This is a genomic window from Arthrobacter sp. 210 2 (assembly GCF_059093025.1).
Genome location: NZ_JBNHIE010000001.1, coordinates 542,969 through 554,551, shown reverse-complemented (window position 1 = coordinate 554,551; position 11,583 = coordinate 542,969). Strand labels below are relative to the sequence as shown.

The window sequence follows — 11,583 nt, the reverse complement described above, 5'->3', positions numbered from 1 at the left end:
GGAGGAGTCAAAAGTGCCGGTGCCGCCCAGCGCTCCCTGTCCCGTTAACGACCCGCTGCATGCGTCACAACGTCCCACAAACTGATGGGGGCAATCGAAATCCTGTCCATCCGGAGCCGGCAGTACGACGTGCATCAGCCGGACTATCGCATCAGGGCGTAAGCCGTGACCAGCGCGGCAATCATCAGGACGACGACGCCCAAAACAGCGAGCGGCTGGCCCGTTCCTTTGGCAGGCCCTGGCCCTCTGCGGCGCCCATGCCTGCGCTCCATTACATTTGCCATGCGCCGAGTCTATGCAGCCGCAGGCGCCGGCACCCGCGCATCGCGTACCTGTCTTTGAAAGGCCAACTACTCGAATAAAGACGGACGACGGCGGGCGCGCACCGGTGAATCCTAGGGTCCCCCGGTGACCAGAAATTCCCACTCCGCGTACATCCGTGGGTACGCCAAGGAGCTACTTGTACAGATGCCTAGCAAGTGGGTGTCACCCAGGACATTACGCACGGTGGAAGTCCAGACAAAAGCGATAGCCCCGCCTTGGTTCTCATAGCACGAGAGAGCCCGGACTCCATTACTCGCGCTGATGTCATAAACGAGGCCGGATGGAGCAGCACTACAGTCCGCCCCGGGAAGACTGGCCGGGACGAGGGAAGCATAGGCTGCCTCCATCGATGCTGCAGATTCGTACTCGACGTAGGCAAGGGAATCCATATTCGCTGGCGTGCATTCCACTTCTAGCACGGCACCTTGCCCAAATGCCGGTTCCACAATGACTTGACGGCACGGCTCGACTGCGTCCGGGATTGCGCTGAGAAGAAGGTACAGAGGCAAAAGGCTTGAAGTCGTGGGGCTGGGCTCGGGTATCGAGAATGTCGGGCTGGGCTCAGGTACCGGAAACGTTGGGCCGGGTTCTGGTTCGGCTGTTGGCGATGGAGAAGGAACTGGAGCCGATTCAAAAACCGTGAGCAGCACTGGTCGCAACTGCGTCATTCCCACACCAACCAGAAAGAGCACTACCGCTGTGATCAGGGCGGCAGCCACGGCCGCCATTGGGGCGGGCCGGGGAATGCGCCGCGTCCTGTGGGGTGAGGTTTCGTTGAACGCGGTCAGAAGCTCACGGGCAGGCTCCTCCAGCGAGTCCAGATATGCCTTGGTTTCCTCAGGGAAATTTGCCGCCATAAAAGCCATGAGATTTAGGTAGCGGTTGGTCAGGTGGGGCATCGTTGAGTTCATTTGCTCCAGCCGCGGTAACCAGCGCTTCCGAACGTCAGCGGCCTGGTTCACAACGCCTTCGGACAACACGCTGGAACCAAGTTCCTTGCCAACCAGGAGGCGATTCATCATGGCTAAGGCAGCCGGAAGACTACCGCAGCAGGCGGCACCGATCTGGTCTCCCGTGTAGACGGTGGCCCTGAAATAGGGGGCGAGGAGTATGTTGAGGATCTTCAGCTTGGTCTCGAACTCGAGCAAGACGCTCAGCAGGATGAACTGTTGGTGCCGTGCCTTCAAGGCACCGAAAACTGAGCCAAGGAGGAATTCCAACTGCGGCAGGTTTGCCTCAGTTTGCAGGTCACTCACGGTAGTCGACTTGAGGACGAGGATGCGGGTCCCCAGGAAAGTGGCCAATGTGACCGGATTGTCCGCGGAGTCGGAAACGTAGACGTCCACCCGTCGGTTGTACCCCACTCGATCGCGCACCGCATCTACCACGAGCTGCAGCTCGGGAAGGGACTCATGGGAGACGAGAAGACAGTTGCCCAGCAGTCTTGCGCGTCCACTCATGAGGAACAACCAGAGACCCCCAACTGCCAGCGCCAGAAACAGGGCAGCAAGACCGACAACCTCTAGGGGACCGGTGGAAAGCACGATGACGATGAACATCACCATCACGCCCGGGGCGATGACGGCCGTAGTCGCCGCCAAGACCAGTCTGCTGTACTCGGCGGGGTGCCGGAGGGCGTTGACGTCCAAGGGCGGGTCCACCCGATGGTCAGGTTGCTGTTCCGGTTCCGGCAGATGCCCGCTTGGTGCCGAACGCCCCGCCGTGCTCAAAGCTTCGTCTCGTGTCACTCTCCTGCCTCCTTGCCGCTCTGCAACTGCGTGGGCGTAGGGGCTGAACAACGCATACGACGGCGGAACGGGCCCGCCCTCGGACGCGTAGACTTCCGACGCGGCCCGCTACGCGCCCATCGTGTCGTCCATGTCCGCCAGCGGCCGGGCGGCGTCACGGAGTGCTTTGAGCGCCTCCTCATAGCCGTACTCCGACCCGACCTGGAGGCTTCCAACGTTGGTCAGGGGCAGCAGCAGGTCCTCTTCGCCGCCCTCGTGGCTGACCCACACTGCCTCGAAGTTCAGCGCGGGGACACGGAACAGCCGCAGTTCGGTGTCCCTGGCGGAATTCTCAGCCAACGGAAGGGCGGCCTCCACCGCCCGGCTGAAGGGTTCCAGATGGGACGCGGCGGCGGACATTTGGCGGACGTTTCCCTCCTCGCCCTCGTCTACATCGAAGAACGCCGACGCGTTGCCGTCGGTGGACTCATACACCCGCAGGCCCACGGCTTCCGGCCCGCCCCCGGCGCGTTCTCCCAGCAACCGGTCCAGGCCGAGGCTGTAGACGCGCTGGGCCATGCCGATCTGGACGGAGTCGTCGTCGGCCCGGCGCTGCTCGGCATGCTGGGGGTCCGCAAACTGCTTCACGTGCAGCATCTGCCGCGATTCCCAGATCTTCCTGAGGACCGGGTCGGGCAGCGGAACCTGGCGCCACGGCAACTTAAAGTAGCTCTTCGTGTAGTACGTGTGGGTCCATGTTCCGCTCCCTTGGTAGTTGCTGGAGAAGTCGCTGAGCCTCAGGTGGCTCTTGCCGTAGATCGGATCATCGATATCAAGATACTGCTGGCCGAAGATCCTGGCATAGCCGTAGATCACCATGAAGTGACCGCCGCCCCCGCTCCAGCCCACGCGCGCACCCAGCGGGCGCCCGGCGTCGATCTCGGCACGGATCTGCGCGAAGGTCACCGGTCCGGTGATGCTCACATAGTTCTTTGTCCGGGTCAGGGCGCGGTCCAGGTACCAGGGCACGTTGCATGCTGCGGGCGCAGGGGAATTGCAGGCATCCGTGCGGTTGAGTTCGGCGTTGCACACCTTGCATTGGGTCCAATGGCTGAACCACCAGTAGTAGTGCGAAACGCTGGTGGACGCCGCCGCCCAGCACCAGTTGGACTGGGTCTGCGCCTGCATGGTGAAGGAAAGCTGCTTGGAAATAAAATGACTGCCGAGAATCTCACCGTCCCAGAGCAGCGACCTGTACGGGCTGCTGGTGGCGCGGATAACCTCATCGAGGCTCATGACCTGTCCCTTCCTGACGGATACAAGAGTGCCTACAGAATCCGCCCAATGGCGTTACTGCTGCGTTATCCGCTCCACAAATAGGGGCGTGCCGCCATTGTGAAGCACATGGGCAGGCGTTACGATGCTGGCGGGGAGAGGTCCGGGTCTCGCATGACGAGCGCTGAAGGATTCACCAATGACCGACTTCTTCATCATGCAGCCCGGCGAGACCGCTGCTCCCCTGCCTCCAGGGCCCGAACTTTGCACCGGGTCGGCGTCCATGAGGCGCATCCACCGCTTTTTCCTGTGGGCCTACGACGAGGCGCCCGGCCTGGTGCGCTCCGTTAGCGCCGGCGACACCGGCCGCGCGGCGTACGTGGGGGAAGTGCTCGGCAACTTCGACAAGGTCCTCCACGTGCACCACGAGGGTGAGGACCTGCTCATGTACCCACAGCTGGAGCAGCGGGCCCCAGCCTGCGCGCTGCACGTGGCGCAGATGCTCGAGCAGCACCGGCAGGTCACCCAACGGTTGGAGCACATCGAGCCCAACCGCCTGCGCTGGATGGAGACCGCTGACCTCGAAGCCGGTTCGGAACTCGCCGCACGCTACGAGGACCTCTCGGCTGTCCTGAAAGTGCACCTGCGGCGCGAGGTCACGGAGGTGATGCCCGTGGCGGACAGGGTGATGACCGAGGAGGAGAACAAGAACATCGGGCAGCACGGGATCAAGCAGTTCGACAAGAAATTCATGGTCGCCTACCTGGGGATGGTGCTGGCCACGAACCCGCCCGCGGACCGGAGGGAACTGTTCAACGAGATCCCCACACCCGTCCGCCTTGCCTACAAACTCGTGGGCCGCGGCATGTACCGGAGGCAGTACTCCGCACTTTTTCCGGGACGACCCATTCCCGAGACGTTCTAACCTGCCCTGGTGGCTGTGCCTGTGGAAACGCGGACGACGGCGGCGCGTGCCGCCGTCGTTCAGGTGGCTGTTGCCGTTCTCATCGCCTTAGGCCTGGGCGCCGCCGCCCAGGTGCACGTTAAGGACCCACCCGCCGCCATTGCGCAGATAGGTAGTGACCGGTTCCAGGCCGCTGACCGGTACCTGCAGGAGCAGATGAAGCAGCTGGGCTTGCCGGGGGTGCAGCTCGCGGTAGTGGAGGGTGACCAGCTGGTCCACCTCTCCGCATTCGGCGTGGCAGACGCCTCCGGCCGCGCCATGACCCCGCAGACGCCGGTACTACTCGCCTCAACGAGCAAAGCCCTCACCGCCGTCGCCGTGATGCAGCAGGTGGACGCCGGCCTGCTGGACCTCAACACGCCGGTGAAGCACTACATTCCGTGGTTCCGCACGGCGGACGAGACAAAGTCTGCACAAATTACCGTGGCCCACCTGCTCAACCACACCGCGGGCTTTTCGGAACGGGACGGCCGCGCCTACCAGGCCGCGGACGACCGCAGCCACGACGCTTTGGAGCAGGGTGTCAGGGACCTGTCGGACGCAGCCCTCGTTGATGACCCGGGCAAAACCTTCACCTATTCGAACCTCAACTACGACGTCCTGGGCCTGCTGGTGCAGTCGGTGACGGGTGAGAGTTTCGCCCAGTATATGAAGCTCTACGTTTTTACGCCCCTGCAGATGGCTGACAGCCACGCCTCTGCCGACTATGCAGCGGCCAACCGGGCAGCCCATGGCTACTACCAGTGGTTCGGCTCCATCTGGCGCCCGACGGACATGCCGGCCCCCGCAACAGGTGCACCGTCATCCACGATGTACTCCTCGGCCGAGGACCTGAGCCGCCTGCTCATCGCAGAACTGTCCGGCGGGAAGTATGGCGGCAGGGCCATCGTCTCCCCCGAGTCCGCGGCGGCCCTCGTGAAGCCGACGGTCACGGTGAATGAGTTCAGCTCGTACGCAATGGCGTGGTTCGCCCGTCCGCTGTGGGAGAGCCTGGACCCGGCGGCGCCCAAGGAGCAGTGGTACGGCCTGCCCCTGGTGCTGGAGCACACCGGTTCGTGGTCCAACACGCAGTCGTTCCTGGCCATGGTCCCCGGCGAGCGCCTGGGCGTTGTGTTGCTGGTGAACGGCGCCAGCCAGTCCACCGCTTCCCTGGCCCGCGCCATGGACAGCAACGTCCTGCGGATCCTCCACGGCAAGGCTCCCGTGCCGGCCACAGTCCGGGAGGAGCCGCTTCAGCAGTTCGGCTGGGCGGTGGCGCTGCTGGCCCTCCTCGCGGAGCTCGTGTCGCTGGGCTTCGTGGGCCGCGCGCTGTACCGGTGGGCACGGAGCGGCCAGCAGGTCTCGGGACGCCGGATCGCCGCCGTCGGGGTTCTGCCCCTGCTGCTGGACGCAGCCATCCTGTGGCTGGGATCGGTTTACATCCCGAGCCATTTCGACGCCGACCTGCCGGTTATCGTGCGCACGGTCCCGGACGCCGGGCTGTTTATCGTGCCCGCCCTGGTGTTGGCGGCTGCGTGGGCTATCGTGCGGACTGCCGTGGCGGCATGGCTGTGGTTCCGTTCGCGGGCAGCAGCGACAGGACCGTCCCCCACAGCACCATTGCCACACCCCACATCGGACCTTCCATAGCGCCTGCCCGGTCGGGGTAGGCGAGCATCGCCACGCCGATATAGACGACGGACAAGCTGATGCTCACCCGGGCAAGGGGACGGGCCGGACCCCACCAGCCCATGATCAGGGCAGCCATCATGATGGTGATGCCGGCGGCGCCCTGGACTGGCCAGTGCTCGATACCCCAGGTGTCGTGGCCCGCGTTCGGTTCAAGCCTGGACATCTGGAGGGCGTGCATCGAGTAGGCCAGCCACAGTGGCACTCCTGATGCCCCTATGAGGAGGTGCAGCCAGGCCGGCCGCAGGGAGCGGTCGGGCGGCGCGATCTCCTTCCGCGCAGAATAGAGGAGCCCGATGGCGGGGACGGCGACGATCAGCGCCAGCGGCAGCGGGCGGTTGTCGGCACCGAAAATGGCGCACAGTACGAGCGCCATGCCCGCCACGGCCAGGAGGGCTGTTCCGGGCCAGGGGTCACGGGGGTTCAGCGCGATGCTGGCGTAGGATCCTGCCACGATGAACGTCATCAGGCTCCCCCAACTGGCTTCAAGGGAGACGGCCCAGACGTAGCGCTGGTCCACCCAGCCGGGGAGGGTCATGAGATCGACGATGCCAAACAGTCCGACGGCGGACACTCCCACCATGAGCCAGGCCACCACGCGTACGAACTGCAGCCGGTCGGGCAGGGACTGCTTTTGCTCTAGGGCCTGGCCGTCATCCATAGTTCATTCTCCGGGTAAGCCGGTGATTAAGCGTGGTCGGTGGTTGAGCCCCAGGGCAGCACTTGGTGGGTCATGGAATTCTCGCGGTCGTTTCCGCACTACTGACTGTCTCTTCGGTGCTGATGTTGCTGGCCCCGCTGGGCCAGGAGAAGGCCCATCCTGGTGTGGGCTGTTCGTAACTGCTCTGTCCGGAAGCACCACCTTCTATACATTTACGCTGGCCCGCGACGAATACCGGGCAACCCAGCTCGGTAAGCGGCTCTTCGTGAGCCCCGTAAGCTGCGGGGCTCACCGAAGCCGCGCACTCCCGGCAGGGTGGACGTCAACTTCCTTGAGCTGGGCCGGCAACATCCCGACGAACCCAACACTCCTCAGTAGGATTTGTTCTTCACCACTTGCCGCCGGAGATCGGGCACGCAAAATTACGTCCTCAATTGAAATGCGACGAAGAGATTGACAATAACGCGAGCGCCATGATGACCATGTCCCATGAGCTCAGTCAGGTGATTTAGTCATTATTTAGACGGTGAAAAAATCATGGTCCACGTGCCAGCATTCCGGCGCAAAATAACCCTAAACGCAGCTCGGACGGGGTGGACTGCTACGGCATGGGTTAACAAAAGAAATATTCCCACGCATAAGTGAAGTGCGAGTAATCGGACGGAAACAAATTGTTAGGAGATTAGTTCCGAGACGGGACTAATACAAGTAATCCACTCTATGAAAAACAGGTACTCGGCTTTATATAGAAGCTGGCCGAAGGCGATCTACGCTGACTCTACGTCGAGCAAACGGCAATAAAGCTAATAGCCCCTAAGCGGTATCGGTTACGACCTTCCGCTCAATCGAACTAAATTTCGCTCGTCCACATCGGGGATTCCCGGGCTGATGCCCTGGACCTGGTTCCCTGAATGGCAGCACCGAACTCCAACCTAACTCCGCTGAGAGTGCACAACGCTTATGACCTCGGCGCCATTGCAGCCTGCCTGCATGGAGTCAAAACTGCGAAAACTCACCGGGAGCTACCATGATTTTCGGCCCTAAGCAGCCGCCTCAACGCAGCTTCAAGAATCTGCACTGGCCCCAGTTGCCCTTCACGGTCAGTAAACGCCTGGCGGCAGAGAATAAGACCAGCTGGCGCAACGGAACTCTGTCTTTCTATCAAGCGGCGAGCCTCCGCCTGGGCCGTATGACCCGGTTCGCGGTAGTTGGAGCGCTCGGGACCGTTGTCAATCTGCTCGTCATGGCACTGCTCGTCCAAGATGGATTCGCCATCGGCTACGTTGCTGCCGCGGTCATCGCCGCTGAAATCTCCATGCTTCATAACTTCCTGCTTCAAGAGCGGTTCGTGTTCCGCGACCTGCGGGACGGCACCCATTCATGGCAGGGCCGCCTGACCCAGCACCTGCTGTTCAACAACGTCGAGGCGCTTATCCGTCTGCCGTTTCTGATCCTCCTTGTCGAAACGATGCACGTCCTGGCAGTACTTGCCCAAGCGGTGACACTGGCCATCGCGTTCATCGCCCGTTTCCTCTTCGCGAGCAGGGTCGTCTATCGTCCCAAGCTGGTGAAGCGGGACGCACGCCACCGTGCAGCCGGCGACCGAGTAGGCGACCGAGTAGAGGGGGTCTCCGCATGAGCGCGCTGATCTTCTTCCTGCTGCTCGGCACTGTCCTGCTCTTCACAGTCTGCGTAGGAACGCTATGGTGGATGCTCCATGCCTGGCGGACTCCTGAGAACTACGAGTCAACCAACTTCGCCACCGACAGCGTGTCCAGTCAACGCTCCTTCTCGATCATCGTTCCTTGCCGGGACGAACCGTATGAGGTCATGACCGCGACTGTTCAGCGGCTCCTGGACCAGACTCACAGCGAAGTCGAGATCGTCATTTCCGTGGGGGATGACGACGTGGACACGGTGGACCGTGCTCGGATGCTCGCCGCCTTGCACCCTCAGAACATCAAGGTTTCGATCAACTGCGACCCCGTCAAAAACAAGCCCCGTCAGCTCAACTCCGCGCTCCAGCTCTGCACCGGGGACATCGTCGGAATCATAGATGCTGAGTCCTTGACCGCTCCCGGGCTGCTCGATCACATCGACGGAACATTCCAGCTCACTGGTGCGGACGTCGTTCAGGGAGCGGTTCACCTCATCAACTACCGGAGTCGATGGTTTACGCTGCGCAACTGCCTGGAGTACCGCATCTGGTTCCGATCACGCCTGCACGGCCATGCGGTTTCCGGGTTCATTCCGCTCGGGGGCAACACGGTCTTCGTGTGGCGTCATCTCCTGGAGGAGGTAGGCGGCTGGGATGACAATTGCCTTGCAGAAGACTGCGAAATCGGCGTGCGGCTTTCAGCACTGGGCAAGCACGTCGTGTGTGTTTACGATCCGGCGCTTACAACTCTGGAAGAGGCGCCCACCACGGTGAAGGCGTTTATCAAGCAGCGGACCCGGTGGAGCCTCGGTTTTATGCAGGTGCTGGCCAAGGGAGAGTGGAAGAAGCTCCCGTCGTGGCAGCGTCGCCTGAGCGGCTGGTGGACACTGGTCCAGCAGTACGCGATGGCACTGGCGGGGGTCCTCCTCCCCATAGCGTTCCTCACCGCGATCGCGTTCTCGCTTCCTACCGGCATCGTGTTGATCACCTACGTACCACTCATTCCGCTGATGCTGACCGTGATCTTCGAGGTCTTGGTATTGCGGGAGTTCGGGCGCGACATGAACTTCAGGATCGGAGTGCGCGACTATATCCTCCTGGTCGTCTCGACTCCGTTTTACCAAGGCATGCTTCTATACGCCGCCGTTGCCGCCGTCGTTAAGTTCCGCCGTAGAAACTTTATCTGGGACAAGACTCCCCACACCGGTACGCACCTCAATGTCTTCGCCACCAGCATCATCAATCCTCCGGCTGAGGGGGCCAAAGCATGACCGCGATCCAGGACACCACTCCGATCACCCCGAGGGTGGTGGAACATCCTTCGAAGACAAAGCAGGCTGATCCGCATCGCTGGAGCTACCGGCTGCTCAGAGCAGTACCGCTCATTCTGGTCCTTACACTCGTTGCAGTCCTCTACGGTGTCAATCTTCACGGATACCCGGAGTTCAGCAACGACGATGAGGGCACGTACTTCGCACAGGCCTGGGCAGTAGCCAATCAAGGAGTCATGGCGCACTACACGTACTGGTACGACCATCCCCCGCTCGGATGGATCCAGCTGGCCGTACTGCTTACGCCGCTGCAGTGGTTCTGGAGTGGCGACGACATCCCTGTTCAAACCGCGGGGCGTGGGGTGATGGCCCTGATCGCGGTGATCTCCGCTGCGCTGATGTACAAGATCGCACGCCACGTGGGACTGCCCAAATACGTTGCACTCGTGGCCCCGCTGGTATGGGCGCTGTCTCCGATGACGATTAATCTGGGGCGGCAGATTTTCCTGGACAACATCGCGCTTGTCTGGCTGCTCGTCTGCTTCGCACTGGTCACGGGTAAGCCCAAGCTCCAGTACCACATTGCGGCTGGAGCTGCCTTCGGGGTTGCCGTCCTTAGTAAGGAGACTGCGGCGGTGGCTCTACCAGCGGCCCTGGTAGCCCTGTGGGTATCCTCATGGACCCGGACTCGTGCCTTCTCGTTCGTTGGGTTCCTGGGAACCGGAGCGTTAGTGATCAGCGGTTGGGTGCTGTTCGCAATCATCAAGAATGAACTAGTCCCGGGACCCGGGCACGTCTCGCTCTGGGAAACCATAGTTTGGCAGCTCCACGGTCGAGGCAGTGCGGGTTTTATGTTCACTGATGGCTCAGGTGCGAACAACATACTGAAGGGGTGGCTGGGGCTCGATCCGTACCTTGTCACCGCGGGGATGCTGCTGAGCTTCGTGGGGCTGTTTTTCCGACAGTCGCGCGGTATCGCGCTCGTTCCGGTGGTCTACCTCCTGGTAGCGCTGCGCGGCGGCTACATCCCCGGAATGTACATCATCACCCCGCTGCCGTTCTTTGCGTTGATCATCGTTCACCTCGCCTGGAAGCTCTGGCACGCGGCAAGCTTTCGATCTCGAGGAACGGTCAAGTGGACGGCTCGTGCGGTCGTGGCGGGCCTGGTCGCGGCCTCTGTGTTCGCTGTGGCTCCCTCATGGGCCGCAAAATCGTTCCGCGCAGTGACCGAGAACCAGAACGTGCCGTACCAGGAGGCGCTGGCTTATATCGACTCCAATCTTCCTAGGGATACGACAATTCTTACTGACGACAATGCGTGGAACGAGCTGGTGGACATGGGGTGGAGTTCGGACGGCTGGTCCGGTCCGCTCTGGCATTTCAAGTTGGACCGGGACCCGTTGGAGCAGGCGGAACATTTGCCCGGCGGGTGGAAAGACGTTGACTACATTTTCACGGGCCGTGCCATGGAGGTGTTCGTGGGAGGAGAAATCCTGGGGATAGAAAACGCTCCTCAAGCGCATGCCGCTCTCTCGCACAGCGAGTTAGTCAAGGCGTGGGGCCCTGTTGGCCAGCAGATCCGCTTGCTGAAGGTCAATCCGGACATGGACCCGGTCGACCCGGAGTGGATGCGTCTGAACCCGGAAGAGGCTCCCACCGCTGCCATAACTCCTTAAGTGCAGGCCTGGCACGACAGGCCAGCCAGCGCGATGCGCTTCGGACTTGCGGAACTTCGCCGGGTCTCGTCGGCAACTGGTTCCCGCGCAGGCATCCGGCTTTTCGGCCAATCTGGCCCAGACTCCAGGAACTTCTCAGCGGCTCAACGGTTCAGGAAATCAATTTGATTGGGGGGTGAACGTCACTTGATCAGGAGCGCATCGGGCGCCGGCATGCTCGAGCTGACAAACTGCCGGTTCCCCAGAGAGGGGACGAAGGCCATAGTTAAAGGTACAGAGCACTGCGATTTGAATCGGAGGCTGCCATGATCCAGGCCCTGCTGTGCAAGCTGAACCTTCGGCACGAATGGCATCTCGAAC

Annotated in this window: 9 protein-coding genes; 5 read left to right on the top strand and 4 right to left on the bottom strand. The window is 61.9% G+C overall.

The genetic code is table 11. The annotated features are described in order from the left end of the window. Nucleotides 1-143: 143 nt before the first annotated feature. From AC5RWA_RS02590 to AC5RWA_RS02580, 3 genes are all read right to left on the bottom strand, one after another. Complete coding sequence (locus AC5RWA_RS02590; protein WP_494056443.1) at nucleotides 144-284, bottom strand: hypothetical protein; 141 nt, start codon at nucleotides 282-284, stop codon at nucleotides 144-146. 111 nt (nucleotides 285-395) lie between these two features. After that, the gene (locus tag AC5RWA_RS02585) at nucleotides 396-2,072 is read right to left on the bottom strand and encodes a M48 family metalloprotease (RefSeq protein ID WP_494056442.1); all 1,677 of its coding nucleotides are present in this window, start codon (nucleotides 2,070-2,072) and stop codon (nucleotides 396-398) included. 108 nt (nucleotides 2,073-2,180) lie between these two features. Beyond that, nucleotides 2,181-3,347 (bottom strand): papain-like cysteine protease family protein, encoded by a 1,167-nt coding sequence (locus tag AC5RWA_RS02580; protein WP_494056441.1) that lies wholly within the window; start codon nucleotides 3,345-3,347, stop codon nucleotides 2,181-2,183. Nucleotides 3,348-3,525: 178 nt separating this feature from the next. On the opposite strand from AC5RWA_RS02580, the gene AC5RWA_RS02575 reads away from it, so the two are divergent. After that, nucleotides 3,526-4,251 carry a hemerythrin domain-containing protein gene (locus tag AC5RWA_RS02575; RefSeq protein ID WP_494056440.1) on the top strand — a complete coding sequence of 242 codons (726 nt, stop codon included), beginning with the start codon at nucleotides 3,526-3,528 and terminating at the stop codon, nucleotides 4,249-4,251. A gap of 9 nt (nucleotides 4,252-4,260) precedes the next feature. Further along, nucleotides 4,261-5,919 (top strand): serine hydrolase domain-containing protein, encoded by a 1,659-nt coding sequence (locus AC5RWA_RS02570; RefSeq protein ID WP_494056439.1) that lies wholly within the window; start codon nucleotides 4,261-4,263, stop codon nucleotides 5,917-5,919. On the opposite strand, the gene AC5RWA_RS02565 is transcribed toward AC5RWA_RS02570, so the two are convergent. Next, a complete protein-coding gene (locus tag AC5RWA_RS02565; RefSeq protein WP_494056438.1) occupies nucleotides 5,810-6,619 on the bottom strand; it encodes a hypothetical protein in 810 nt (269 codons plus the stop codon). The two genes, AC5RWA_RS02570 and AC5RWA_RS02565, sit on opposite strands and share 110 nt — an antisense overlap. A gap of 1,027 nt (nucleotides 6,620-7,646) precedes the next feature. Between AC5RWA_RS02565 and AC5RWA_RS02560 the strand changes: the two genes are divergently transcribed. From AC5RWA_RS02560 to AC5RWA_RS02550, 3 genes are read left to right on the top strand one after another with little or no spacing between them, the layout of a single operon-like run. After that, nucleotides 7,647-8,258, top strand: coding sequence for a GtrA family protein (locus tag AC5RWA_RS02560; protein ID WP_494056437.1), 612 nt, complete (start codon nucleotides 7,647-7,649; stop codon nucleotides 8,256-8,258). Further along, nucleotides 8,255-9,547, top strand: a complete 1,293-nt coding sequence (locus tag AC5RWA_RS02555; protein ID WP_494056436.1) for a glycosyltransferase — start codon at nucleotides 8,255-8,257, stop codon at nucleotides 9,545-9,547. Before AC5RWA_RS02560 ends, AC5RWA_RS02555 begins: the two co-directional genes overlap by 4 nt. After that, nucleotides 9,544-11,223, top strand: coding sequence for an ArnT family glycosyltransferase (locus tag AC5RWA_RS02550; RefSeq protein ID WP_494056435.1), 1,680 nt, complete (start codon nucleotides 9,544-9,546; stop codon nucleotides 11,221-11,223). Before AC5RWA_RS02555 ends, AC5RWA_RS02550 begins: the two co-directional genes overlap by 4 nt. The last annotated feature ends 360 nt before the right edge of the window (nucleotides 11,224-11,583 follow it).

Coding starts and splice junctions, on each gene's coding strand:
- AC5RWA_RS02580 (WP_494056441.1), bottom strand. CDS start 3,347: ATGAGCCTCGATGAGGTTATCCGCGCCACCAGCAGCCCGTACAGGTCG.
- AC5RWA_RS02555 (WP_494056436.1), top strand. CDS start 8,255: ATGAGCGCGCTGATCTTCTTCCTGCTGCTCGGCACTGTCCTGCTCTTC.
- AC5RWA_RS02550 (WP_494056435.1), top strand. CDS start 9,544: ATGACCGCGATCCAGGACACCACTCCGATCACCCCGAGGGTGGTGGAA.
- AC5RWA_RS02590 (WP_494056443.1), bottom strand. CDS start 284: ATGGCAAATGTAATGGAGCGCAGGCATGGGCGCCGCAGAGGGCCAGGG.
- AC5RWA_RS02575 (WP_494056440.1), top strand. CDS start 3,526: ATGACCGACTTCTTCATCATGCAGCCCGGCGAGACCGCTGCTCCCCTG.
- AC5RWA_RS02565 (WP_494056438.1), bottom strand. CDS start 6,619: ATGGATGACGGCCAGGCCCTAGAGCAAAAGCAGTCCCTGCCCGACCGG.
- AC5RWA_RS02560 (WP_494056437.1), top strand. CDS start 7,647: ATGATTTTCGGCCCTAAGCAGCCGCCTCAACGCAGCTTCAAGAATCTG.